We start from the raw sequence: 25,353 nt of genomic DNA, 5'->3' as shown, positions 1-25,353 counted from the left end.
GAGAGCAACATCTCAAAACAAAAATATGCAACCATCTGACAAGAAAAGTGCCCAAGGCGATACAAGGAGGGATTTCCTCAAAAAAAGTTCGCTAATTACGGCTATTGCGCTAACGCCCGGGGTGGCGGTTAAAGCGGCAGAAAACCAAGCCGATGAACGTTTCGCCGAACTTTTCGAAAAAATTCCTTTAAACTTAACCGTAAACAATAAAGCCTACAAAAGTTCTGTTGAGCCGCGAGTTACACTCTTAGATTATTTAAGAGAAGAATTGCATTTAACAGGTACCAAAAAAGGTTGCGACCATGGGCAGTGTGGAGCTTGTACCGTGCATGTAAATGGTGAGCGGGTAAATTCTTGTTTGAGCTTAGCGGTGATGAATGAAGGTAAAAAGATTACCACTATTGAAGGTTTAGCCAATGGCGATGATTTGCACCCAATGCAGGCTGCTTTTATAAAACATGATGGTTTTCAGTGCGGTTATTGCACACCTGGCCAAATTATGTCGGCAGTAGCCTGTGTTAATGAAGGGCATACAAATTCTCGTGCAGAAATTAGTGAGTATATGAGTGGAAATATTTGTAGATGTGGTGCTTATCCAAATATAGTTGATGCAATTGTTGAAGTATCGAAAGGAGGAAGCAAAGCATGATAAACTTTCAATATCTCCGCACAACTTCTGCTAAATCTGCTTTAGCTTTATTGCTTAAAGATAAAAACTCAAAGTTTATTGCCGGTGGCACAAACCTAATCGATTTAATGAAGCGTGGTGTAACATCGCCAGAAAAATTAATCGATATCAACCATGTTCCGCTAAAGCAAATTGAACTGGTTGGCAATAAAATTATTATTGGTGCATTAGCTTCAAATACTGCTGTTGCTGAAAATTCACTGATTAAAGAAAAGCTTCCACTATTGGCCATGGCCTTAAATGCAGGTGCATCTGCCCAATTACGCAATGTTGCAACAGTTGGTGGAAATATGATGCAGCGAACCCGATGTGGATATTTTTATGATACCGAAATGCCTTGCAATAAGCGTGTACCTGGTTCGGGTTGCGCTGCTGTTGGTGGTTTTAATCGCATGCATGCCATTTTTGGAACATCAGATAAATGCATTGCAGTTCATCCAAGTGATATGTGCGTAGCTTTAGTTGCTTTAGATGCAGTGGTTGTTGTAGCTAATCAAAAAGGTGAACGTAAAATTTTGTTTAAAGATTTTCATCGCCTTGCGGGAGATACCCCTCAACTAGATAACAACTTAAAAACCGATGAGATGATTATTCGCCTGGAAATCCCAGCAAATAATCTGGGTAAAAATTCAAATTACTTAAAGGTTAGAGACAGGGCATCTTATGCGTTTGCATTGATTTCTGTAGCTGTAGGTATGGAAATTTCAAACGGAAAAATAAGCGATGTTCGCTTGGCCATGGGTGGTGTTGCACACAAACCCTGGCGCTTAACTGAAGCCGAAGATTTCTTGAAAGGGAAAGATGCCAGTATCGAAAATTTTGAACAAGCTTCGAAACTGGCAATGAAAGGAGCAAAAGGATTTGGTGAAAACGACTTTAAGCTCCAAATGGCGCCTAATACAATTATTGAAGCTTTAACTGTTGCAAAATCTAAAGCATAACCATGGAAAACAGATTTATAAATGATGAAAACGACCGTGTGGATGGCGTTTACAAGGTTACAGGAAAAGCTAAATATTTTGCAGAATACGAATTGCCTGGTTTAACTTATGGTGTTTTAGTTACCAGTACCGTTACTAAAGGGAAAATTACTGCGTTAGATACCAAAGCCGCAGAAAAGGCACCGGGCGTGATTGCGGTTTTATCTCACTTAAATAAACCTTCGGCGCCTGCCTATGAACAAGAAGGCGGACCTGCAATGAAGATTTTTTATACGGATAAAATATTCTTTAATGGGCAGCCAATTGCAATTGTAGTTGCTAATACCTTTGAAAGGGCAACTTATGCGGCATCTTTAGTGAAAGCATCATACGCAAAAGAAGAATTTAATACAGATTTTGAAAAGGCAATATCTGATGCAAAAGCAAAGAAATTACAAGGTCAACCAGATTATAAACGTGGTACAGAAAATGCTTATAAAACAGCTGAAGTAAAAATTGAAGCCAAGTATCATCTGCCGATAGAAACGCATAATCCAATGGAATTACATGGGATTATTGCCGATTGGCGCCCAAATAACCAAGTAACGGTTTATGCAAAAACGCAAGGTGTAAAGACCACGCAAGGAACAATTGCAAATGTGTTTAAAATTCCGATTGAGAACATCCAGGTTAATTCTGAATTTGTTGGTGGTGGTTTTGGGATGGCTTTAAGAACGTGGCCAGCAGAAATTGCAGTGGTAATGGCTTCAAAACATATCTCTAAGCCGGTAAAGTTGGTTATCACACGGATGCAAATGTTTACGATGGTTGGTAATCGTCCGGCTGCTGTACAAACCATTGGTTTAGGTGCCAGTAAAGATGGTAAACTAACCGGAATTACACATCGGGCTTTTGGCGAAACCTCGGCTTATGAAAACTTTACCGAAGGTGTGGTAAACATGGCAAAATTCATGTATCAATGCGAAAACGTAAACACACAATATACTGTTGTTCCTGTTGATTTAGGTGTTCCGATTTGGATGCGGGGACCAGGCGAAGCAACCGGAGCTTTTGCTTTGGAAAGTGCCATTGATGAAATGGCTCATGCTTTGGATATGGACCCGCTGGAATTTAGAATTAAAAACGACCCTGAAAAAGATCAGCAAAGAAATAAACCTTTTTCTGATAAAAATATTAAGGAAGCCTATCGCATTGGTGCGCAAAAAATAGGCTGGAGTGAGCGAAAAAATAAACCAGGTAGTTTAGTTGATGGTCAATGGAAATATGGTTACGGTGTAAGTATTGGCGTTTTTAATGCAAATAGAGGTAGGGCAAGTGCAAAAGGAATCTTAAAAGCTGATGGTACATTGGTTTTGCAAAGTGCCACAAGTGATATCGGGCCGGGTACAGGAACGGGAATGACTCTTATCGCCAGTAAACTATTAAATATTCCGGTTGAAAACATAAAATTTGAATTAGGAGATTCTTCACTTCCACCTGCACCAAGTCAGGGTGGTTCGGCAACACTTTCTACTGTTGGTTCGGCTGTAAATGATGTTTGTTTAAGCTTAAAATCTACAATTGCAGAGCTTGCAGCCAATTCCAATATGGATGCGACATCAAACTTTGTTGATGTACTCAAGAAAAATAATTTACCATCAATTGAAGTAACCAAACAATCGCAAGGTGGCAAGGAACGTGATGAATATTCGATGTATTCCTTTTCAATCCACTTTGTGAAAGTAAAAGTACATAGCCTGACTGGTGTTGTAAAGGTTGATAAAATTGTTTCAATAGGTGATTCGGGTAAAATTGTAAGCCCGAAAACGGCCAGAAGCCAAATGGTTGGTGGTGCAGTTGGAGGCGTAGGCATGGCATTACATGAAGAAGCCGTAATCGACCATCGTTATGGAAGATACATCAATAACAATTTTGCTGATTACCATGTTCCAGTTAATGCTGATATTCCCGAAATTGAAGTTCATTTCATCAATAAACCAGATCCGCATATTAACCCTATGGGTGCAAAAGGAATGGGAGAGATTGCATTGATTGGATTTTCTGCCGCCGTTGCTAACGCAGTATTTAATGCAACTGGTAAAAGGATAAGATCGTTACCAATAACGCCTGATAAGGTTTTGGCAGGATAATTTTACATACTGTTAACGCTTTTAGATCGCTTCGTACCTCACAATGACGACTCATTTATTTAGCTTTGAATTTTAAAAAATAATATATGATAGCTGCAAAGGGATATGCTGTTCACAGCCAAACCGATAAATTGGCTCCATGGAACTTCGAAAGAAGAAATGTTGGACCAAAAGATGTTTTAATTGAAATTTTATTCAGTGGAATTTGCCACTCAGATATTCACCAGGTACGTAGCGAATGGGGACCTGCTCGTTATCCGATGGTTCCCGGACATGAAATTGTTGGTCGCATAACCGAAGTTGGCACTGATGTTACCAAATTTAAAGTTGGTGAGTTAGCGGGCATTGGTTGCATGGTTGATAGCTGTAAAGAATGCCCAACATGTAAAGGCGGCCAGGAACAATTTTGCGAAAAAGGTGAAACCGTTTGGACTTACAACAGCTTAGAACGTGATAAAAAGACACCAACTTATGGTGGTTACTCAAACAAGATTGTTTGTACAGAAGAATTTGTGGTAAGTGTTTCTGAGAAATTACCTTTAGAAGGGGTTGCCCCATTGCTTTGTGCCGGAATTACAACTTATTCACCCATTAAAAGATGGGGCATTAAAAAAGGACACAAAGTTGCAGTATTAGGTTTAGGTGGCCTGGGGCACATGGCAGTTAAATTTGCTGTTGCATTTGGCGCCGATGTTACGGTTTTAAGTACCTCACCATCAAAAGAGGGAGATGCTAAAAAACTTGGTGCACATCACTTTGTGATTACAAAAGACCCTGAAGAATTGAAAAAATACGCTAAGCATTTCGATTTTATAATTGATTCAGTTTCTGCTCCGCATGATTATGAAATGTATTTAAAGTTGCTTAATGTTAATGGAGTACACATTTGCGTTGGTTTACCACCAGAACCTTTAAAATTTCCAGGTTCTGCTTTAATGCAAGGAAACAGAGCACTTACAGCATCGAGCATTGGCGGTATTGAGGAAACTCAGGAAATGTTAGATTTTTGTGCAGAACACAATATTGTTTCAGATGTTGAAGTAATTAACATCAATTATGTTAACGAAGCTTATGAACGTGTTTTAGGTAGTGACGTAAAGTATCGTTTCGTAATTGATATGGCTACTGTTTAGAAAATCTAAATGTTAGGTTACGAAAAAGGCGTTCCGTATTGTAACGCCTTTTTCGTTGGTGTGCAAACTTATTTATCGAAAGTTTATTCTAGTAAGTTGCTGCTAATTTTAATGCATTGTATGTATTTACGATACCACCACTAATTGATAAATCAGAGAATCGAACAGAAACTGTTTCGCCATTTTCATCTTCGCCTTTTTTGTAAGATACGTTGTGATTAACTTTAGTTACTGATTTCAAGATTATCTCTTTTACTTGTGCTGCAGTTAATTTAGGAAAGTAAGAACGAATTAATCCAGCTAAACCAGCAACCACCGGAGAAGCCATACTAGTACCATTCTGTTCTTTGTATTTTGAACCCGGTATAGTTGAATAAATTTTAACACCTGGCGCAAAAACATCAACCTGAGTTTTACCAAAGTTTGAGAAGCTGGCTTTCAAAGTCTCATCATCTTTTGGTCCGGAAGCACCAACAGTTATCCATGATGCAATGGTTTTTTCATCCAAACCCTTATGATTTGGAAAGTTGTTTTCCGTATCAATATCTTTATTTTCGTTTCCTGCAGCTTGTACCAGTAAAACATCTTTTGAAGCCGCATATTTCATAGCATCGTTAACAACAGCCTTATTCCAGGTGTAAGCTTTACCGAAGCTCATATTAATAACTTTTGCACCGTTATCAACCGCATAGCGGATACCGTTTGCAACATCTTTATCACGCTCATCGCCGTTTGGCGTTACACGTACACCCATAATAACAACATTATCAGCAACGCCTAAAATTCCTAATTTGTTGGTTCTGTCTGCTGCAATAATGCCGGCTACGTGTGTACCATGAGTCGCATCAGGACCTTTAACATCATTATTTCCATAAAATTTTTCTGTATCATCATTTTGATTATCGCCAACAATACTTCTTGGGTCGTAACTTACATTAAGGTTGTATTCTACCTGCTCTGAATAATATTTTACGCCTTCAGTAATTTGTGATTCGTAAAATTCAGCGAATGTAGTCTTCTTTAATTCATCAGATAATACTTCCTGAATACGTGCATCTGCATTGGTAGCAGGTTTAAAATTTGCAAAATCTTCTGCTGTTGGATTGGTTTTGCCAATTTTCTTAACAACATTATCTAAAGCGTTTTTAAATCCGGTTAAACCAGCTAAGTTTTGGTTAGCCTCTCCTAATTTTTGCTCCAAATCAGAACGCATTAGTTTAAACGCTTCGTAATCTTTCTTGTCTTTCTCGCTAACATTTGCATCTGTAACGTTTGCAAATCTAACTTGGTCGCGTCTAACCATTCTGGTTAATTCTAAAGTTTCATGGTCTACAGAACCTTTAGGGCCGCCAATGAAATTCCAGCCATGAATATCATCTATGTAACCATTTTTATCGTCATCTTTTCCATTACCAGCAATTTCTTTAGCGTTAACCCATATAATTCTTTTCAAATCTTCATGAGTTGCATCTACACCGCCATCGTTTACAGCAACAATTACTTTTGTAGATTTTTTGCTTTTTAGAAGCTCTTTATATGCTTTTTCGGTACTTATTCCGAAAGTAGAATCGGTTTTTAAATCAAGATTTTGCCAGTTAGGTTTCTGAGCAAATGCAAAGTATGGCAAGGCGCTAATCAATGCGATATTGAATACCGACTTGCAAATTTTATTCGTGTTCATTAATGTGTTTTTTTTGTAATTAACGGGAAAATATAGCTTTAAATTTCTTAAACCAAAATTTGATTAAAATTTATTTTTTTTATAACGGTTGCAAAATAAAAAATCCTGCACTTTTGGCAAGAAGCAGGATTTTCTGGTATTTAATTGTTTTCTATTTCAGGTTAGCTGCAATTTCTTTTGCTTTTACAGTATGCGCTTCAATAACCTTTAATGTATTAGTTGCCCAGGTTTTTAATCCGGCATCTCTATTTTGTATTCCTTGTTGGAAAAGCGTAACCGTTTTTTCATGATCATTAACCATCATATCAACGTAGTGCTTATCAAAATCAGCGCCTTTCATTTTTTTCATAGCATCCAAATGAATTTGATCTTCTGCAGGTAATGCCTCTGGCGTAATTACTCTTTTTGCTTCTGCAAATTCTTTTAATTCTTTGTTGGCTTTGCTATGGTCGGTAATCATCATTTCAGCAAAACTTTTAATTTCTGTATTAGAAGAATTATTGAGTGCTACTTTAGCAGCTTCAATTTCCATTATTCCGCCAACTGCAGCTTTTCTTAAAAAAGTAGCACCTTCTTCATCTAAACCACTAGCAGTGCTTTCAGCACCAGTTGTATGCGTACCGTTAACCATTGTTGTATCTCCAGAAACGCTATCTTTTGTAGTTGCAGATTTTTTATCAGCCGTTTGACAAGCCTGAAAAGCCGAAGCTGCCGAAATCGCTACTGCGATAAAGAATATCTTTTTCATCTATTATGTGTTTTTGTTTTATTGAAAACACGAAAGCAATGAAAAGGTTTTTTTGCTACTGGCTACTTTCAGCTTGATAAACATCTGCTACCACAATACCCATTTGCCGTTCAGGATTTTGTAAGGCTTTAAATCCAAATTGTTCATACAATCCATGAGCATCTAATGTAGCCAATTGATATCGGCGCAACCCTTGCAAATCCGGATGAAAAATCATAAAAGACATTAGCTTTTTTGATAAACCTTTTCTACGATGTTCATTTTCTACATAAACATCACAAAGCCAGGCGAAGGTTGCCTTATCAGTTATCCACCGGGCAAAGCCAACTTGTTGGTCTTCTTTATAAATTCCAAAGCAAAGCGAATTTTCTATCGAAATTTTAACCCTTTCAAGCGGGATTTTTTTAGCCCAGTAAGATTCTGTGCTCAAATACTTATGTATCGAATCTATCTTTAAAAGGTCTTTGCTATCCGAGAAAATGTAATCATGTTCTTGTATCTGCATTTTTATAAATTGATGTACAATTTAGTTACGCATGTTAATATATTGTAACGGCTGGCCAAAATCCTCGTTTCTGCAAAGATTAATCACAGCCTGCAAATCATCAATCTTTTTAGCATTTACTCTAACCTGATCATCCATAATTGCAGGTTGTACCTTCAAACCACTTGCTTTAATTTTAGCAACAACCTTCTTTGCAGCTTCTTTATCTAATCCTTCTTTAATACTGATTTCTTTTCTAATCATATTTCCAGAAGCCTGATGCTCATCACCAAAATTTAAACTTTTTGGGTCTAAATTTTGCTTCATCATGCGAGATATGATAGAGCCTTCTATGGCTTTTAAGCGCATATCATCTTCAGTAACAATGGTTACGGTGTTTGTTTTTTTATCAAGTTCGATGGTGCTTTTAGAATTATTGAAATCAAAACGATTCAAAATTTCTTTCTTAGCATTATTTATAGCGTTATCAAGTGTTTGCGCATCAACTTTACTTACAATATCAAAAGAAGGCATGGTTTTAGCTTTAAAGTAAAAAATTAAGTAGATTTAATTGAAATTAAATAACCTCACAAAAAAACGAAAAATAATATGAAAACTACTAAATCTAAGTCTCTAAAAAAGGTAACAAAAAAGGAGGTTAAAAAGCAGTTAGAGCAATCTATAACTGATAAATTTTTAGAAGTAATAAAAAGCCTGGGGCACGATGCTTCAGAAATTAGTACAGAAATTGGAAAAGCCAGCAAAAGAGTGGCTAAAAAGTTAACAAAGAAATTTACGGTAATTAAAGCAGATGTTGGTCAAAAAATTGATGATTTAGTGCATACAACAAAAGCTAAACAGAAAGATGTTAAAAAGCCTATTGCTAAAGGCGTTGCTAAAGTAGAAAAAACAGCTGCAAAGGTTGTTAAAAAAGCTGTTTCAAAAGCTAAGCCAGTTGTTCAAAGCGTTAAAGTTGCCGCGATAGCTTCTGAAGAAAAAGCAGAAAAATTAATATCTAAAAGCACCAATGCTGCAAAAAATGCAGTTTCTGAGGTGAAAAAAGCTACTCCAACTGTAAAGGAAGCCCAAACTGCAGTTAAAAAAACAATTTCTCGAGCCAAACCAGTTGCCAAAGAAACACTAGCAAAATCTGCCACTGCTACTAAAGATGCAATAGATTCTGCAAACAAAACGATTAATAAAGCTACAAAATCAGTTACAAAAAAATAATTTGTTAATATTAATCGGTTTATGAATTAACATCGATTTAACAAATAAATTTGCAGTTTTGAACATCCCTGTTTTACAGGGATTTTTATTTTTATAGATGAGCAAGAAGAAATTACCTTTTTTTAATAGAGAAATAAGCTGGTTGTATTTTAATGAACGCGTTTTACAAGAAGCAGCAGATGAAACTGTTCCTTTAATTGAGCGTATAAAATTTCTCTCTATTTTTTCATCTAATTTAGAAGAGTTTTATAGGGTTAGAGTGGCAACAATGACCAGGCTTACCAATTTGAATGATAAAGCAAAAGCCTTATTAGGCTACAATCCTAAAAAAATCCTTAATGAAATTAAGAATATCGTTGTAAAGCAAGAGCGAAAATTCGATCAGCTTTTTCAAGCGACTTTAATTAATGAATTGGCTCAAAACCGTATTTTCATTTTAAATGACACCCAGTTAAACGTTAGCAGAGGCGAGTTTGTAAAAAATCATTTCAGAGATAAAATCCTTTCGAACCTGGTTCCGATAATGCTCGATTTAGATAAGCCATTCCCCGAGCTTAAAGACCGTTTCCTTTACTTCTTTGTTAAGCTTTCTAAGAAAGATACTAAGGTTAGGGAAAAGTACGCCTTAATTGAAATGCCGCACAACCTGCCAAGGTTTTTGGTGTTGCCAGAAACAAATGATTTGAAATTTATCATCCTTGCAGAAGATATTATCCGTTATTGCCTTGATGATATTTTCTATGTGTTTAATTATGATAGTTTAGAAGCTTATTCTATTCAGCTTACGCGAGATGCAGAACTGGATATTGACAAAAATATTAACGACAAATTTATTGATGATTTAAAAAGTAGCTTAGAAAAACGTAAAAAAGGTAAACCCATGCGTTTGCTTTATGATTCGGCTATGCCGCTTAATATGCTTACCGTTTTAGTTAATAAATTAAAGCTTGAAGCAGAAAGTTTAATTCCTGGAAATCGATACCATAAATTTGGCGATTTTATTGCTTTCCCAAATGTTGGTGGAAAAGAGTTAGAATATTCGCCGATTGTTCCGTTAAAAGTTCATGGTTTACATAGAACCGAAAGTGTTTTTAATAAAATTGCTCATAAGGATTATTTAATTAATCTTCCTTATCAATCATACGACTATATTATTTTATTCTTACGCGAGGCTGCGATAGATCCAAAGGTGGTTGAAATTCAAATTACTTTATATCGCCTTGCAGAAAATTCTAAAGTTATAAATGCTTTAATTAATGCTGCAAAAAATGGCAAAGCGGTTTCTGTTTTAGTAGAACTGAAAGCACGATTTGATGAGCAGGCCAATATTTTTTGGACTAGCCGTTTAATGGAAGAAGGGGTAAAAGTTAATTACGGTTTAACCGATTATAAAGTACATTCTAAAATTTGCCTTGTTAAGCGTATAGAAAAGGATAAACCCGTTTATTATGCAAATTTAGCCACTGGAAATTTTAACGAAAAAACAGCCAACATATATTGCGACCACAGTATTTTCACTGCTAAAAAAGAAATTACAAACGATTTAGTAAAACTTTTTGATGCCTTAAATAAAAGAACTGTAACTAAAGGATTTAAGCACTTAATTGTTTCTCCGCTCGAAAGCCGTTCTCGTTTAACCAATTTTATCAATCGAGAAATCAGAAATGCAAAGGCTGGTAAAATCGCTTATATTTTATTAAAAGTTAATAGTTTAGCCGATGAAGGCATCATTAACAAACTTTATGAAGCCAGTAATGCAGGCGTTAAAATTCAGCTTATTGTAAGGGGAATTTGTTGCCTTGTTCCTGGTATTAAGGGTTTTAGCGAAAATATTTCTGCTGTAAGTATTATTGATAAATTTCTGGAACACGCCCGTGTTTACATCTTCAGCAATAATGGTAAAAACGATATGTATTTATCATCTGCAGATTTAATGAGCAGAAATATAGACCATAGGGTAGAAGTTGGTTTTCCGGTTTTAGACCCCGATGTTAAGCAAGAAATTCAGGATATTATTGATATACAACTTCAGGATAATACAAAAGCCCGCCAAATAAATGCTTTAAACAATAATAAATACCATAAAAACAGATTAAGTAAGAAAACCCGTGCTCAGGTAGATATTTATAACTATTTGAAAACGAAACATCAATAATATGTTAAGATACGCTGCCATAGATATTGGCTCAAATGCCGTTAGACTTTTAATTGCCGATATCTCTAAACACGACGGTAAATTTAAATACAAGAAAAATACCTTAATTAGGGTTCCGTTAAGACTTGGTGATGATGCATTTTTAGACCAGAAAATATCTGCTAAGAAAGCAGAAGACCTGGTTAAAACCATGTTGGCTTTTAAAAACCTTATGGATGTTTACCACGTTACAGAATATTTGGCCTGTGCTACATCAGCTATGCGTGAAGCTGATAACGGACAAGATATTGTGAAATTGATTAAAGAGCGAGCCGAAATAGATCTAGAAATTATTGAAGGTCAGCGTGAAGCTAATATAATTTATGCCAACCATATCGAACAAGATTTGGATCAAAGCAAAACATATCTTTATATTGATGTTGGTGGAGGTAGTACAGAACTTTCGGTTTTTGTAGATGGCATTCCGGAAGCTTCAAAATCATTTAATATCGGTACCATCAGAATGCTTGATAATCAGGATAAAGAAGAAACATGGGACGAGATGAAAACCTGGGTTAAGCACCACACCAAAAATCATAAAAATCTGGCAGCCATTGGTACTGGTGGTAACATTAACAAGCTTTTTCGCATGGCGGATGAAAAGGATGGCGCACCAATGTCTCTACAAAAACTAAATACACTTTATAATAAACTAACCAGCTATTCATTAAAAGAAAGAATTCATACTTTAGGATTAAATCCTGATAGGGCAGATGTTATTATACCTGCCAGCGAAATTTATCTTACTTTGATGAAATGGACTGGGATTAAAATGATTTATGTACCTAAGGTTGGGATGGTAGATGGTATAATTAAACTGTTAATAGAGGAAAAATTAGATTAATATTCTTCTGAATAAGCTTTGTTTAGATAACTTTTTACTTCAGTATTTATATCGTCGTTAAAATACAATCGCAGATGATGATTATATTGGTTTGTTCCGAAAACCTGAGCAATTTTTGTGAAACATAAATTATCTTCAAAGCAGACATTGAATGGAATTACAACGTGAACGAAGTTTTTGCCCAATTGGGTTACATAAGCGATTTTGTTTTTCCCTTTAATGGCGATCATAGATTTTAAGGGTTGCAATTCTACCGGGCCAATCTTATTAAATTCATCAATAAAAAAACGGAATAACTCAAGAGTATATTCCGTTTTTCCTTTTAAAAAATCTGATAGTTCTTTGTCAGACATATTTTATTCTTCCAATAATTTGGCTGCAGCTTCATCAACAAACCAGGTTAATTTACCATCAATTGGATTTATAAGTTGCGCAGGATAAGTTGCAAAATCTTTTGTTTCATCGCCAATAACATGCCTCAAAGCCTCTGCTTTATTTTCGCCAAATGCCAGGAAAGCTATATTTTCAGCTTTATTGATTAAAGGCGCCGTCATACTTACTCTGTAGGTATTAAGTTTTTCTACAAATACTGCGGCAACATTTACCTCTTTATCGTTTACCAAATCAGTATGTGGGAAAATAGATGCGGTATGTGCATCATCGCCCATGCCAAGCAAAATTAAATCAAAAACAATATCGCTTCCTTTAAAATGTGCGTCGATACTTTTCTTATATTCAATTGCTGCTTTTTCTGGCGCTAACGTGGTGTTAACATAAAAAATATGATCTTCTGCTACGTTTAAATTATCAAAGAAATTCTTCTTCGCCATTAAGCCATTGTAGTTTTCATCGGTATTTGGCACATTTCGTTCATCCCCAAAAAAGAAATAAACCTTTTCCCAGTCAATCCTGTCTTTACAATCAACAGATAAAATTCTGTATAATTCTCTTGGCGAATTTCCACCGGTTAAAACAAAATTAAAACGATCGTTTTCTTCAATTGCCATTTCAGCAATTTTTATAATGTAATCAGCTAAATCCTGATTTAATTCTTCGAGCGTTTTATAAATAAGTAGGTTCATGTGTTGTAAATTGGATGTCATGTTGAGCTACAAAGCAATCTTAAAATAAACTGATTTACTAACGCTTTAAGATTGCTTCGTGCCTCGCAATGACAGGTAATGAGTATTAATCTTTATTCTTTAATGGCAAATTAAACCAATGGAAGCCATCTCTTGCAATAAGTGCTTCGGCTTCTTCTGGTCCCCAACTATCAGCAGGGTAATTTGGAAAATTGATTGATTTTTTGCTTTCCCAAGTATTTAAAATCGGCATCACCAATTCCCAAGCAGCCTCAACCTGGTCGCCACGCATAAACAAAGTTTGGTCGCCCATCATGGCGTCAAGCAACAAAGTTTCGTAAGCTTCAGGTGTATCACCTTCATACGTTCCTTTATAATCAAAAACCATATCAACAGGGTTTAAAATCATATCTAAACCTGGTCTTTTAGCTTGTACCTGCATGCGGATGCTCATTTCTGGCTGCAAGCTGATGATTAATCTATTTTGTTGCCAGTTTTCGGTTACACCAGATGAAAAAATTTGATGCGGAACATCTCTAAACTGAATAGTAATAAGTGATGAAGTTTGATTTAAACGTTTTCCGGTTCTTAAATAAAAAGGAATACCTTGCCATCTCCAGTTATCAATATGGAATTTTACAGCAGCAAAAGTTTCGGTATTTGAATGGTCGTCAACGCCTTTTTCCTGGCGATAACCTGGAACTTCTTTACCTTCAACCCAACCTTTGCTATACTGCCCGCGAACGGTATTGAAACGAATTTCATCTGCATTAAATGGTCGCATTGCTCTTAAAACCTCAACCTTTCGGTTTCTAATTTCATCTGCATCAAAATTAATTGGTGCTTCCATACCAATCAAACAAACCAATTGTAGCAAGTGGTTTTGAATCATATCTCTTAATGCACCAGAACCTTCATAATAACCGCCTCTATCTCCAACACCTAATTGTTCAGATACTGATATTTGCACATGGTCTATATAGGTTCTGTTCCACAATGGTTCGAAAAGTGCATTTGCAAAGCGGAAAGCCATCATGTTTTGTACAGTTTCTTTACCTAGATAATGATCTATACGATAAATCTGCTTTTCAGTAAAAATTGTACTTAATAGCTTATTTAATTCTTTTGCAGATTCTAAATCATGACCAAAAGGTTTTTCGATAACAATGCGACTATTGTCTTCGTTTTGCGTTAACTTATATTTATGCAAACATTCTGCAATAATAGGGAAGAAGTTCGGTGCAACTGCCAGGTAAAAAATAACCTGCGTTTCTGGTCCGAAATCTTTTTGATATTTCTCTACTGCTGCTTTTAAGTTTTCGAAAGTTTTTGGTTGCGCAAAATCGGTAGGGCAGTAGTGTATAGTATTACCAAAATCTTCCCACTTCTCTTTTTTAACCTTTCCAGAACGCGAAAATTGGTTTACAGCATCCTCTAATGCTTCATTATAACTCTTATCTGTAAACTCTGTTCTACCTGTTCCAATTATTGCAAATTTATCAGGCATGTAGCCTTCCATAAATAAATTGTAAAGCGCAGGAGCAAGTTTACGTTTATTTAAATCGCCGGTGCCACCAAATATTACAAATATTGTAGGGCTTAATGCGGTGTTTGATTTCATTTTATTTGTTTATTAAAACTAGGGATGCGTTTAAGAAAGTTTATTCCAATCGGCATGGAACACACCATCTTTGTCAATTCTTTCAAAAGTATGAGCACCAAAGAAATCTCTCTGAGCCTGAATTAAATTTGAAGGCATTCTTGCCGTTGTTATGGTATCGAAATAAGTTAGCGTAGAAGCAAATGCCGGGATACCCACACCTGCATTAACACAAGCAGCAATGGTTTTGCGAGTGCCTTTTAATGTGTTTTTAATGATTTCCTGAATGCAGGAATCACCAAATAAATGTTCTAACGAGTTATTTTTATCGTAAGCCTGATAAATATTTTCTAAAAATTTAGCCCTGATGATACAGCCTCCACGCCAGATTTTAGCAATTTCCTGCAGTTTTAAATCGTATTGATATTCTTTAGAAGCTTGTACCAATAAATGCATACCTTGTGCATAGGCGCTAATCATCGAGAAATAAAAAGCATCTTCTAATTCATCAACTGAAACATCAATTTTGCCATCTTTTTTTCCAAATGCTTCTTCTAACGAAACTCTAAGTTTTTTAAATTTAGATAAATCGCGATTTGAAACGGCCTCATTAATGGTTGGCACCGGAAGTTGTAATTCCATAGAAACTTCAGAAGTCCATTTTCCTGTTCCTTTTGAACGGGCTTCATCTTTAATCTGATCTAATAAATCATTTTGAGTTTCGGTATCTTTAAATAGGAAAATCTCTGCAGTAATTTCTAACAAAAATGATTGCAGGCGACCTTCGTTCCATTTTTTGAAAACCTTATATATTTCTTCGTTTGAATAGCCTAAACCATTTTTTAAGATTCCGTAAACTTCGGCAATGAGTTCCATAATTGCATATTCTATTCCATTATGCACCATTTTAACAAAGTGACCAGAGGCACCCGGACCTATATAGGTTACGCATGGGTCGTTATTAACTTTTGCGGCAATAGCATCGAAAATATCTTTTACAACATTGTAAGCTTGTTTATCGCCACCCGGCATCATACTTGGACCAAAACGTGCGCCTTCTTCGCCACCAGAAATACCCATGCCAAAGAAGTGCAAGCCTTCTTTTTCTAATTCATCAACACGGCGGTTTGTATCTGTAAAGTGAGAGTTTCCGCTATCAATAATAATATCACCTTTGCTTAAAAGTGGTTTTAATTCGGCTATAACGCTATCAACAATTGGTCCGGCAGGTACAAGTAACACCAACGTTCTAGGTGTAGATAAATGACTGATAAAATTTTCGATATTATCGAAACCTTCGAGATTATGTTTTTTACCTTCTTCTTCGAGTTTTGCAATCATTTTCTGGTCTTTATCGTAACCAGTAACAGAAAAACCTTTATCGGCCATGTTTAGTAAAAGGTTGCGGCCCATGGTGCCTAAACCAATCATTCCTAATTTGTATTGCTTTGAATCGCTGTTTGCCATTTTTATTTCTTTTATACCCAAAATTAGGGTTTACAAATTAATATATGCGTGTGTGTTGTTAATTGATTGTAATAAAAATCTAATCGGATATTCAATTATTTCTTTGGGCTCGCAGTTGTGATGTTATTGCCATCATTTAGTATCCAAAGTTTTGCACCACCTTTAATTCCATCGCGATTTGATACTACTTTTATGTTGTCATCAAGCTTAAAATCGATGTGTTTAGAATTACCACCGCCTATATATAAAGTATCGTAATTGAAAACTGTTTTATAAATTTCAATAACTTTCTTTAGTCTTTTATTCCACCTTTCTGGTCCAATTTTTTCGAAGGTTTTATTACCGATGTAATCATCATAATCTTCTTCCTTATTAACTGGTAAGTGGGCAAGCTCTAAATGTGGTAACAATCCACCATCAAAAAGCAAGGCTGTACCAAAACCTGTTCCTACGGTAAAAACAATTTCAAAACCTTTACCCTCTACAACGCCTAAACCTTGTTGGTCTGCATCGTTAACAAGCCTTACTGGTTTATTTAAAGCATCAGCAACGCGTTGAGCTAAATCAATATCTTCCCATTTGTTTTTTGAAAGGTTAGGTGCAGTTTTAACAATACCATTTTTTACATAACCGGGAAATCCTATCGAAACCCTGTTAAAGGTATCTGGAATTGGCTTTATCAAATCAACAATTCCTGAAACAATATCTTTTGGAGTAGCGCCTTCAGGGGTTTTACTTTTCATGTATTCTGATAGCATGTTTCCATTTTCATCCAAAAGCACTGTTTTAATGCTTGTTCCGCCGATATCTATAGATAAAATGTTGCTATTTTCTGCTTGTTTTTTTGTAGCCATAACTTTGCCTTTTTGTTGGAATCGAAGTTCTATAAATAATTTAAAACCACAAAAATAAAATAGAGTAATAAAATATTAGTTTTAAACTACTAAATCTATATAATTAGTAGAATATTTTTAAGTTTGCATAGTTTCACTAAAAAATGATAATTAACATGTCGCACATTAACTATCTGGCCTTTGCAATACCTGCATTTTTTCTTTTTGTTTTTATTGAATATAGAGTTGCTCAGCATAGAAAGCAACAAACCGTTTTTAAATACGAAAGTTCGGTGGCTAATTTTAGTATCGGCATAGCAGAGCGACTTTTAAATTTATTTATCGCAGCAAGTTTTTACCAGGTTTATTTTTGGGTTTATAATAATTACGCAATTTTCAATATTTCTGATAAATGGTACATGTGGTTTATTTTATTATTGGCTACAGATTTAGTTTGGTATTGGTACCACAGACTTGGGCATGAAATAAACTTTTTGTGGGCAGCACACATTGTACATTATCAAAGCGAAGAATTTAACCTTACCACGGCGGCAAGGATAACAACAATCCAGGCAGTTTTTAGAAATGTGTTCTGGTGTGCTCTGCCTTTAATTGGCTTTCATCCAAATATGATAATTACAATTTTGCTCGCCCACGGCGCTTACTCATTTTTTACGCACACACAACTAATTGGTAAGCTAGGATGGCTTGAACATATTTTTATTACCCCATCGCTTCATGGAGTTCATCATGCATCAGATGAAAAATATCTTGATAAAAATTATGGCGACGTTTTTGTTTTTTGGGATAAGCTTTTTGGTACTTTCCAAACCGAAGAAGAAGCTCCAAAATATGGTTTAACGCACCCTATTAAAAGTTATAGCTTTTTGTGGCAGCACTTTCATTATTATTTAGAGATTTTAGAGGCCTGCAAACGTGCTACAAGTTTTAAAGGAAAAATTAATGCAGTTTTTGGCAGCCCGGCGTTGATGGACCAAAATATTAGGCCTTACCTCGAAGAAAAATATCATCAGGCTAAGAAACAAACTAAACCAATACAATTTAAATTTATCTGAATTTGCAGCTTGTGATTGTTGTAGGGTTATTAACGCTTACAACACTTTTCTTTAAACAACTATCTGCCCTGGATGGCGCTGCAGTTCTTACTTTCATACTTCTTTCATTAATCAATATCGGAGCTTTGCTAGAACAAAGAAGGTGGATTTATTACTTAGAATGTTTTAGATTGATTTTGACAACAGCCTATATTTTTTACAGCTTTAATATTATTGAATATTTAGCCCTTCCAGTTTTGCTTTTCATTGTTTTGGAACGGGTTTTTTCGCTTAGCGATAAATACTATAAATATGTTTTAGATTACCAAAAAACTTCAAAATAGTATTTCTTTATCTTTCGATTTTTCTAACCTACAGTATTGTTACAACTGCTATGCTTTCGTAAAAGCGCTCAAATAAACTTGTTTCTGTTTATCTGGTTTATGATTGGTAACAAAATTATTACTGCATTTAATTTTAGAGATAATTTAATCATTTAGCCTCCAAATGGCTGTTTTTATTCGTTTTTGACCGTTTTGCTCATGTTAACATATCATTAACTGGCTTGTAAAAATCTTCATAATGATTTTATACGCTTAACATGAGTTTAAATTATTTTTAGTTTCGATTTGTTTTCATAATTTTATTAACGAAACATTAAGAAATAAAAAACTAACAAATCGCAATTAAAAAGGGCAAGGTTGCAGATTTTAACAGTTAGTTAATATTATGTTAATGTAGGTGGGCTTATTTTGCCGGTAATCCGGCTCGAAAAAAAACAAAAATTAATATTCCTATAATCAGCATTACTAACCGGATTTAAACAATTTATGAACAAAAACTCTACCCAACAGAAATCAGGATTTCTTTGCAGCTTCTTTGCAAGAAAAAGTGGTCCGGAAGATTGCAAGAAAAACCGACAGTTTATCCCATCTCATTTATGGATAAAAACGCTGCTTTTATTCCTTTTAGCTTTTCCTCTTTACAGTCAGGATTTATTTGCTCAGCAAAACAATCAGAATATTACTGTAAAAGGTAAGGTGCTGGATGAAGACGACAATCAGCCTGTAATTGGTATTACAATAAGTGATAATAACAGAAGAGTGCTTGGAACAACTAATAACGATGGTAATTTTTCAATCACCATACAAAAAGGTACTACTATTTTATTTAACATGCTTGGCTATACTGTAGTTAGCCGAACCTTTAATGCGAATGAAAATAATGCGGTAATCAGGCTAAAATCATCTTCAAGTCAGTTAAAGGATGTGGTGGTAACCGCTTTGGGTATTAAGCGTGAAGAAAAAGCACTGGGTTATTCAGTAACAAAAGTTGACAGCAGTGCTTTTACAAATGCTGTAGCCAGCAACTGGACAGATGCTTTATCTGGTAAAGTAGCGGGTTTAAACCTGGTTAGAAATAGCGGTCCGGCTGCATCAAATAAAATTATTTTACGTGGAGAGAATAACCTGACGGGTGATAATGAAGCGCTAATTGTGATTGATGGTGTTGTTGCAAGTAGCTCGGCCAGAAGAACTGCAGCCTCATCTGGCGGTGTTTACGGAACTTCAGGTGATATCATGCCACCGGATTTTGGTTCTGCTTTAAACGATTTAAACCCAGATGATATTGAAAATGTAACTGTTTTAAAAGGTCCTGGAGCATCGGCATTGTATGGCCAGCGAGGGGCGAACGGTGCAATTATCATCACAACAAAATCTGGTAGTAAAAACAGTAAAAAACTTAACATAACTTTTACTTCAAACAGTACATGGGAGCAGGTAAGCCGCGGACCTGATGTTCAAAATCAATTTGGACAAGGGCAATTTGGCGTTTCATATTTTTCTTATGGTAACACAGAAGATGGTGGAAGCACAAACGGAACCAGTGCAAGTTGGGGTGCACCATTTGCAAATGGAGGTATGTTTTATCAATATGACCCTGCTACTAAAACCAGAGGTTTAACCAGAACGCCTTGGGTAGCGTACGAAAATCCGGTTGATGCTTTCTTTAAAACCGGTTTTGAATCCTCAAATTCTGTTAGTTTAGATGGAACGTATAAAAAAGTTGGAATGCGTTTTTCGGCAAGTCATGGAGATAACTCCTGGATTGTTCCGAACACAGGTTTAGAGCGTACGTCAGCTTCTTTTTCAGCAAATGCTGATGTAACCAAAAAATTAAGCTTGAATTTTAAAATAGCTTATAACAATAGGCATAGCGATAATTTACCGGCAACAGGATATGGAAACCAATCGTTAATGTATTGGTTTATGTTTGCGCAACCGAATGTAAACACAGATTGGTATCGCGATTATTGGGCGGTTGATAAAGTTGGAACTCAGTTTGTAAACATTACAACTACAAACCCTGAAAGTCCTTATGCAATTTCAGAACAATACTTAAACAAGCAGCGTAGAAATGGTGCCTTGAGTAGTTTACAAGCCAATTATAAATTTACCGATGAATTAAGTTTATTGGTTCGAGGTTCGATAGATTATAATCATGATATCCGAGAAACGCAACGTCCGTTTGATGCTGCAGGAAACAAATTTGCACAAGGTTCTTATCGTATTCAGGATATTAACTCGTATGAAGTTAATGCCGATTTCTTACTAAGATACGATAAAAAAATAACTGAGAATTTAAGGATGAACGCGAATATTGGTGGTAGCCAAATGCGTAACGAGTATAAAAAATCAGAATTACGTGCTGATGGATTAGTTACGCCAGGCGATTACAGTTTAACGAATAACGCTAGTCCATTGGTTTCTGTACCTGATACGGCACGTTATCGAATTAACAGTTTTTATGCGGCCATATCATTCAGTTATAAAAATTACTTGTATTTAGATTTAACTGGCCGTCAGGATTGGAGCAGTACATTAGCTACGCCATTCAGAACAGATAATGTTGGTTTCTTTTATCCATCGGCAAGTGTTTCATTTGTGCCTTCTGATTTATGGAAAATGCCAAGTCAAATCAGTTTCTTTAAGCTAAGGGCTTCAGTTTCTCAGGTTGGTAGCGGTGGAACAACGCCTTACCGTACAGCCTACAACTATAATCTTGCATCAAATGGCATTTATCCGGATAGCGCCATGTCTAACCCAACGATATTGCCAAATCCGAATTTAAAGCCACTAAAAACCACCACGATTGAAGTTGGTACTGAATTGCGTTTATTTAAAAATCGCTTAAATTTCGATTTTGCAGCTTACCTTGGTAATACCAAAAATCAAATATTAAGCCGTATTGTTGATAGGGCAACAGGTTACAATGTTGCCGTGTTTAATGTTGGTAAGGTAGAGAATAAAGGTATCGAGCTTGCCGTTAATGGAACGCCAATAAAGGCGGGCAAGTTTAAATGGGACCTTACCGGAACATTTACTGCTAACAGAAATAAAATTGTTGAATTAGCAGATAGCTCTGTTGTATTAAGAACCGGTGCTTTAGGTGGCGGGCAAATTGTTGCCAATGTTGGGGGCAGTATGGGCGATTTATTTGGTAATGGTTATCTACGTTCTCCAGATGGCCAGATTGTTTACGATGCCGTAACCGGAAACGCAAAAACCAGCACCGGATTAGTTTATTTAGGTAATACAATGCCGAAATTCAGATTCAGTTTTGGTTCAACTCTTACTTATGGTAGTTTCAGTGTTAACGGTTTGTTCGATGCTCAATTAGGTGCTGTAGCACATTCATTAACTTTTTCGAGAATGGCATCTTTGGGTAAATTAAACTTAACATTACCTGGTAGATATAATGGTGTAGTGGGTGATGGAGTAATACAAAATACAAACGGAACTTATCGCCCTAATGATGTTGTTGCTACAAACTTAGAAAGTTTTTACACATCACTTTACGGTTCAGACCAGGCGGAGGGTAGTGTTTTCAGAACCGATTATTTAAAATTCAGAGAAGCAAATATCACTTATGCTTTCAATCCTAATTTCTTAAAAAGAATTGGTTTCACAAAAATGACCATTGGTGCTTACGGTCGTAATCTTTTCATCTGGTCGCCATGGCCGGCTTTCGATCCTGAGTTTGGAACACTATCCGGAACTGATATCGTTCAAGGCTTTGAAACGGGTCAGTTACCATCTACCAGAACTTATGGTGTGCGTTTAGTTGTGGGCTTATAATTGAAATAAAATGAAAACTATAAATAAAATAACCAATTATATATTGCTGGGCGTAATTAGTTTATCTATAAGCTCATGCAAAAAAGATTTTAACGAAGTTAATACAGACCCGATTGGAAAATCATCGGTAAAGGCAAGTCAGCTTTTAGCGCCATCATTGGTCAATATATTATCTGCAAATATGGTTCGTAACCGTAATTTTAATAATGAGTTGATGCAGGTAACTGTTGATTTGAACGATGCAGAAGGGCGTGTTTTTAGGTATGACGTTAGGCGCACCTGGGCAGATTATACCTGGAATAACTGGTGTCCTGAATTAACTAATTTAAGAGATATCTACACAATTTCCAATAAGCCTGAATCGTTAAATGCATCTTACAAAGGTATATCTTTAATTGCTCAGGCCTGGGTTTTTCAATTATTGACTGATGTTTACGGCGATGTTCCTTATTCGCAGGCAAATCAAGGTAAAGAAGGGAATTACGAACCGTTATTCGACAAGCAAAAAGATATCTATCTTGATTTATTTAATAAACTTGAAGAAGCAAATAAATTGTTATCCGAAGGGAAATCTATCGTTACAAGTAGCGACCCGGTTTACCAGGGCGACATTAGTAAATGGCGTAGATTTGGTAACTCTTTATACTTACGTTTATTGCTACGTATATCCGGCAAAGCCGAAGTAAGTGCCCAGGTAATTTCTAAAATAAAAGAAATAGCAGATACCAATAAGGCGGGTTATCCTATTATGGAAAACAACACACACACAGCTAAAATATTATGGAACGGAACCAATAGCAGCACAGCAGTTTATTCTTCTCCTTTTATGATTAATGTGAGAGCGGTTGATTTTAGAACACCAGCAATTACAGATTTTTTTATTGGAAATTTAGCCATTTGGAATGATCCTCGTGTAAGCGGAACCTATGGTGTAAATGGCGTAAGCCGATTCGGTATAGCACCTGGTCCAGCCGGCTTAATTGGTGTGCCAAGTGGTTATGATGCGGGTACATCTGTGTTAAAACAATCTTACTTCTATTCAGATTCTCAAAATGCAGGCGTTACTTTACAAACCGCTGCTAATACGGGTATAATTATGAACTGTGCAGAGGTTGATTTTATTTTAGCCGAAGCTGCAGCAAAAGGCTGGATTACCGGAACAGGCGAGAGTTACTACATGAAAGGGATAGCAGATGCAATTAATTACTGGGTTCCAACTTTGTTTACTTCGGCTTCAGACCCTGCTTTAGCAAGCTATGTAGTTGCGGCAGACATTCAGTGGAACAACAGTTTACCTCTAAATAATACTGCAAATAATTCGCCAAGCAAGTTGCAATCCATTCATCTTCAAAAATATTATGCTTTATTCTTAGTCGATTTCCAACAATGGATTGAGTATCGCCGTACTGGCCATCCATTTATTCCTAAAGGAACAGGATTGGCAAACGGAGGTAGAATGCCTGCGAGATTAAATTATCCATTAGTTACACAATCAACAAACCCAACCAGTTATAAAAATGCTGTCGCATCTCAAGGTGCTGATGATATTAACACACTAGTTTGGTGGCAAAAACCTTAATCATATCTAAAAACAGTATGAAGAAGATAATATTATTTTATGGTGCGTTAGCAGTAATCTGCGGTACCTGGATGGGATGTAAACGCGATACCGATTATGTCAAGGTATCCGTTAGTCCATATATTTCAAATTTCGATTTGCGTAAACTTTTTAAAGGTTCAGATTTACAACTTAATGAAGATAATCTTGGCGGCGCTAATTTTATAAAAGGCATTGTTGTTTCAAATCAATCGGGCCTTAATATTCCTGCCGGATTATTACTTGTGCAAAATAGCAGGATAGCCGGTAACGGAATAGATTCGTTAAGAGGAATCGCTTTTAATGTAGGTGCGGAGGCTAGTAAATATGTCCCGGGAGATTCTGTTCATGTGAGCGTAACAGGCACAACACTTAAAAGAGTAAATGGTAATCTGCAAATTGAAGGCGTTACTGCAACAGGTATAGAAAAAAAAGCCAGTGGCCGGAATATTATAGTTAGAGCCGTTAATACCGGAATGTTAGCTACCCGACCAACGTTTTATGAAAGTACATTAATCACCATCAGTAAAGGAAAAATGAATCCTGAACCTGCACAAGGTGATGTATTTAGCGGCAATAAAACCATAGGTGATGGTTTTGGAACGGCTATAGTTCATACTGAAGCCAATGCAACATATGCTAAACAAGAAGCTATCCCTTTTGCAGATTATACAGGTATTGCCTTTTCGAGCTCAACTGGTATGCAACTGTGGCCAAGAACTACTGATGATATTTTCGCATTGCCAGAAATCAAGCCATCAGCTTTAATTATAACAGGTTATTTAACCGACCCAACTGGTAGTGATGCAAATTATGAATACATCCAGTTTAAGGCAACAAGAGATATCAATTTTGCTACGACGCCATTCTCGATAGTAGTGTGTAATAATGCAGGTATTTTAGCAGCGCCGGCAACCGGTTGGGCATTAGGTGGCATCAGAACTTATAAAATTAACATCAATTCTGGTACGGTTAGAAAAGGTCAATTCTGCTATGTTGGTGGTAATAAAGTGATTTGGGGTGCTGGTTCAACTGATATAAGTGCTGCAGCGTGGATTGCAAGTAAGCAGTACTCAACTGTAGATGGCGATGGTTTTGGAACCGCAACCACAAATTTACTTGCAAATAGCGGAAACGTTGCAGGTATAGCCGTTTTCGACGGGCTTACGGTAACCGGTACTTCTGTTCCTTTAGATGTTATTATGTATGGTGGTAATGGAGCAGTTTATTCTGCCGGACCGCCCGAAGTTGGCTACAGAATTACAAACACTGATAAATACAGTACCATTCAAAACAAAAAGGTGGTGGCATTTTACGGTGGAGGTACAAATACCAATAAATTTGGATTCCCAGGTACAAGTAACTTTACAATGTTAGGCGGGGTTTACAATGCTGCAACAGGTATTTGGAGTACTGGTAGAACCGCAACAAACATTACATTAACCCCAACATCGCCTTTATCAACTATAGAGCAAGCTGCTGGATTTACCACGATAACAAATTAATAA

General features: G+C 36.2%; 21 protein-coding genes. 12 read left to right on the top strand and 9 right to left on the bottom strand.

The annotated features are described in order from the left end of the window. Positions 1–25: 25 nt before the first annotated feature. The 4 genes from LUA86_RS06055 (at position 26) to LUA86_RS06040 (ending at position 4,891) form a co-directional block, all read left to right on the top strand. The gene (locus tag LUA86_RS06055; RefSeq protein WP_231459715.1) at positions 26–649 is read left to right on the top strand and encodes a (2Fe-2S)-binding protein; all 624 of its coding nucleotides are present in this window, start codon (positions 26–28) and stop codon (positions 647–649) included. Next, positions 646–1,629: a xanthine dehydrogenase family protein subunit M gene (locus tag LUA86_RS06050; RefSeq protein WP_231459714.1), complete on the top strand. Its 984-nt coding sequence runs from the start codon at positions 646–648 to the stop codon at positions 1,627–1,629. Before LUA86_RS06055 ends, LUA86_RS06050 begins: the two co-directional genes overlap by 4 nt. A gap of 2 nt (positions 1,630–1,631) precedes the next feature. Beyond that, positions 1,632–3,758, top strand: coding sequence for a xanthine dehydrogenase family protein molybdopterin-binding subunit (locus tag LUA86_RS06045; protein ID WP_231459713.1), 2,127 nt, complete (start codon positions 1,632–1,634; stop codon positions 3,756–3,758). Positions 3,759–3,844: 86 nt separating this feature from the next. Continuing rightward, a complete protein-coding gene (locus tag LUA86_RS06040) occupies positions 3,845–4,891 on the top strand; it encodes an NAD(P)-dependent alcohol dehydrogenase (RefSeq protein ID WP_231459712.1) in 1,047 nt (348 codons plus the stop codon). An 88-nt stretch (positions 4,892–4,979) separates the two neighbouring features. Here LUA86_RS06040 and LUA86_RS06035 read toward each other — a convergent pair whose 3' ends face one another. The 4 genes from LUA86_RS06035 to LUA86_RS06020 form a co-directional block, all read right to left on the bottom strand. Further along, positions 4,980–6,572 carry a S8 family peptidase gene (locus LUA86_RS06035; RefSeq protein ID WP_231459711.1) on the bottom strand — a complete coding sequence of 531 codons (1,593 nt, stop codon included), beginning with the start codon at positions 6,570–6,572 and terminating at the stop codon, positions 4,980–4,982. 151 nt (positions 6,573–6,723) lie between these two features. Further along, a complete protein-coding gene (locus LUA86_RS06030) occupies positions 6,724–7,320 on the bottom strand; it encodes a DUF4142 domain-containing protein (RefSeq protein ID WP_231459710.1) in 597 nt (198 codons plus the stop codon). A 55-nt stretch (positions 7,321–7,375) separates the two neighbouring features. Further along, positions 7,376–7,825, bottom strand: a complete 450-nt coding sequence (locus LUA86_RS06025) for a GNAT family N-acetyltransferase (protein WP_231459709.1) — start codon at positions 7,823–7,825, stop codon at positions 7,376–7,378. A 21-nt stretch (positions 7,826–7,846) separates the two neighbouring features. Beyond that, positions 7,847–8,338, bottom strand: a complete 492-nt coding sequence (locus LUA86_RS06020) for a YajQ family cyclic di-GMP-binding protein (protein WP_231459708.1) — start codon at positions 8,336–8,338, stop codon at positions 7,847–7,849. A 75-nt stretch (positions 8,339–8,413) separates the two neighbouring features. Here LUA86_RS06020 and LUA86_RS06015 point away from each other — a divergent pair, with 75 nt between their 5' ends. The 3 genes from LUA86_RS06015 to LUA86_RS06005 all read left to right on the top strand — a co-directional run bounded on the left by LUA86_RS06015 (position 8,414) and on the right by LUA86_RS06005 (position 12,072). Beyond that, positions 8,414–9,034 (top strand): hypothetical protein, encoded by a 621-nt coding sequence (locus LUA86_RS06015; RefSeq protein ID WP_231459707.1) that lies wholly within the window; start codon positions 8,414–8,416, stop codon positions 9,032–9,034. 97 nt (positions 9,035–9,131) lie between these two features. Beyond that, a complete protein-coding gene (gene ppk1, locus LUA86_RS06010) occupies positions 9,132–11,189 on the top strand; it encodes a polyphosphate kinase 1 (RefSeq protein ID WP_231459706.1) in 2,058 nt (685 codons plus the stop codon). A 1-nt stretch (position 11,190) separates the two neighbouring features. Then, the gene (locus tag LUA86_RS06005) at positions 11,191–12,072 is read left to right on the top strand and encodes an exopolyphosphatase (protein WP_231459705.1); all 882 of its coding nucleotides are present in this window, start codon (positions 11,191–11,193) and stop codon (positions 12,070–12,072) included. Here the strand turns inward: LUA86_RS06005 and LUA86_RS06000 are convergent. From LUA86_RS06000 to LUA86_RS05980, 5 genes are all read right to left on the bottom strand, one after another. Next, positions 12,069–12,425, bottom strand: a complete 357-nt coding sequence (locus LUA86_RS06000) for a DUF5655 domain-containing protein (protein WP_231459704.1) — start codon at positions 12,423–12,425, stop codon at positions 12,069–12,071. The two genes, LUA86_RS06005 and LUA86_RS06000, sit on opposite strands and share 4 nt — an antisense overlap. A 3-nt stretch (positions 12,426–12,428) precedes the next feature. Continuing rightward, positions 12,429–13,154 carry a 6-phosphogluconolactonase gene (gene pgl / locus LUA86_RS05995; RefSeq protein ID WP_231459703.1) on the bottom strand — a complete coding sequence of 242 codons (726 nt, stop codon included), beginning with the start codon at positions 13,152–13,154 and terminating at the stop codon, positions 12,429–12,431. A 106-nt stretch (positions 13,155–13,260) separates the two neighbouring features. Next, positions 13,261–14,775, bottom strand: coding sequence for a glucose-6-phosphate dehydrogenase (zwf, locus tag LUA86_RS05990; protein ID WP_231459702.1), 1,515 nt, complete (start codon positions 14,773–14,775; stop codon positions 13,261–13,263). A gap of 30 nt (positions 14,776–14,805) precedes the next feature. After that, on the bottom strand, positions 14,806–16,221 hold the full coding sequence (gndA, locus tag LUA86_RS05985) for an NADP-dependent phosphogluconate dehydrogenase (RefSeq protein ID WP_231459701.1): 1,416 nt from the start codon (positions 16,219–16,221) through the stop codon (positions 14,806–14,808). 95 nt (positions 16,222–16,316) lie between these two features. Beyond that, positions 16,317–17,075 carry an ROK family protein gene (locus LUA86_RS05980; protein WP_231459700.1) on the bottom strand — a complete coding sequence of 253 codons (759 nt, stop codon included), beginning with the start codon at positions 17,073–17,075 and terminating at the stop codon, positions 16,317–16,319. A 155-nt stretch (positions 17,076–17,230) separates the two neighbouring features. Here LUA86_RS05980 and LUA86_RS05975 point away from each other — a divergent pair, with 155 nt between their 5' ends. From LUA86_RS05975 to LUA86_RS05955, 5 genes are all read left to right on the top strand, one after another. Next, a complete protein-coding gene (locus LUA86_RS05975; protein WP_231459699.1) occupies positions 17,231–18,130 on the top strand; it encodes a sterol desaturase family protein in 900 nt (299 codons plus the stop codon). Positions 18,131–18,132: 2 nt separating this feature from the next. Further along, positions 18,133–18,453, top strand: a complete 321-nt coding sequence (locus LUA86_RS05970; protein WP_231459698.1) for a hypothetical protein — start codon at positions 18,133–18,135, stop codon at positions 18,451–18,453. A gap of 486 nt (positions 18,454–18,939) precedes the next feature. Continuing rightward, on the top strand, positions 18,940–22,248 hold the full coding sequence (locus LUA86_RS05965) for a SusC/RagA family TonB-linked outer membrane protein (protein WP_231459697.1): 3,309 nt from the start codon (positions 18,940–18,942) through the stop codon (positions 22,246–22,248). 10 nt (positions 22,249–22,258) lie between these two features. After that, the gene (locus tag LUA86_RS05960; RefSeq protein ID WP_231459696.1) at positions 22,259–23,827 is read left to right on the top strand and encodes a SusD/RagB family nutrient-binding outer membrane lipoprotein; all 1,569 of its coding nucleotides are present in this window, start codon (positions 22,259–22,261) and stop codon (positions 23,825–23,827) included. A 17-nt stretch (positions 23,828–23,844) separates the two neighbouring features. Next, a complete protein-coding gene (locus tag LUA86_RS05955) occupies positions 23,845–25,350 on the top strand; it encodes a DUF5689 domain-containing protein (protein ID WP_231459695.1) in 1,506 nt (501 codons plus the stop codon). Positions 25,351–25,353: the final 3 nt, after the last annotated feature.

Source organism: Pedobacter sp. Leaf132 (genome assembly GCF_920984695.1).
Taxonomy (GTDB): Bacteria; Bacteroidota; Bacteroidia; order Sphingobacteriales; family Sphingobacteriaceae; genus Pedobacter.
The sequence above is the reverse complement of the archived record's forward strand: the minus strand, read 5'-3'. Positions and strand labels throughout refer to the sequence as shown.

Excerpts from the sequence above, each read along its gene's own strand:
- LUA86_RS06015 (WP_231459707.1), top strand. The coding sequence starts at position 8,414 with ATGAAAACTACTAAATCTAAGTCTCTAAAAAAGGTAACAAAAAAGGAG.
- LUA86_RS05980 (WP_231459700.1), bottom strand. The coding sequence starts at position 17,075 with ATGGCTACAAAAAAACAAGCAGAAAATAGCAACATTTTATCTATAGAT.
- LUA86_RS05960 (WP_231459696.1), top strand. The coding sequence starts at position 22,259 with ATGAAAACTATAAATAAAATAACCAATTATATATTGCTGGGCGTAATT.
- LUA86_RS05955 (WP_231459695.1), top strand. The coding sequence starts at position 23,845 with ATGAAGAAGATAATATTATTTTATGGTGCGTTAGCAGTAATCTGCGGT.
- LUA86_RS06055 (WP_231459715.1), top strand. The coding sequence starts at position 26 with ATGCAACCATCTGACAAGAAAAGTGCCCAAGGCGATACAAGGAGGGAT.
- LUA86_RS06030 (WP_231459710.1), bottom strand. The coding sequence starts at position 7,320 with ATGAAAAAGATATTCTTTATCGCAGTAGCGATTTCGGCAGCTTCGGCT.
- ppk1 (WP_231459706.1), top strand. The coding sequence starts at position 9,132 with ATGAGCAAGAAGAAATTACCTTTTTTTAATAGAGAAATAAGCTGGTTG.
- LUA86_RS06000 (WP_231459704.1), bottom strand. The coding sequence starts at position 12,425 with ATGTCTGACAAAGAACTATCAGATTTTTTAAAAGGAAAAACGGAATAT.
- gndA (WP_231459701.1), bottom strand. The coding sequence starts at position 16,221 with ATGGCAAACAGCGATTCAAAGCAATACAAATTAGGAATGATTGGTTTA.
- LUA86_RS06045 (WP_231459713.1), top strand. The coding sequence starts at position 1,632 with ATGGAAAACAGATTTATAAATGATGAAAACGACCGTGTGGATGGCGTT.
- LUA86_RS06040 (WP_231459712.1), top strand. The coding sequence starts at position 3,845 with ATGATAGCTGCAAAGGGATATGCTGTTCACAGCCAAACCGATAAATTG.
- LUA86_RS06025 (WP_231459709.1), bottom strand. The coding sequence starts at position 7,825 with ATGCAGATACAAGAACATGATTACATTTTCTCGGATAGCAAAGACCTT.
- pgl (WP_231459703.1), bottom strand. The coding sequence starts at position 13,154 with ATGAACCTACTTATTTATAAAACGCTCGAAGAATTAAATCAGGATTTA.
- LUA86_RS06035 (WP_231459711.1), bottom strand. The coding sequence starts at position 6,572 with ATGAACACGAATAAAATTTGCAAGTCGGTATTCAATATCGCATTGATT.
- LUA86_RS05965 (WP_231459697.1), top strand. The coding sequence starts at position 18,940 with ATGAACAAAAACTCTACCCAACAGAAATCAGGATTTCTTTGCAGCTTC.
- LUA86_RS06050 (WP_231459714.1), top strand. The coding sequence starts at position 646 with ATGATAAACTTTCAATATCTCCGCACAACTTCTGCTAAATCTGCTTTA.
- LUA86_RS06005 (WP_231459705.1), top strand. The coding sequence starts at position 11,191 with ATGTTAAGATACGCTGCCATAGATATTGGCTCAAATGCCGTTAGACTT.
- zwf (WP_231459702.1), bottom strand. The coding sequence starts at position 14,775 with ATGAAATCAAACACCGCATTAAGCCCTACAATATTTGTAATATTTGGT.
- LUA86_RS06020 (WP_231459708.1), bottom strand. The coding sequence starts at position 8,338 with ATGCCTTCTTTTGATATTGTAAGTAAAGTTGATGCGCAAACACTTGAT.
- LUA86_RS05975 (WP_231459699.1), top strand. The coding sequence starts at position 17,231 with ATGTCGCACATTAACTATCTGGCCTTTGCAATACCTGCATTTTTTCTT.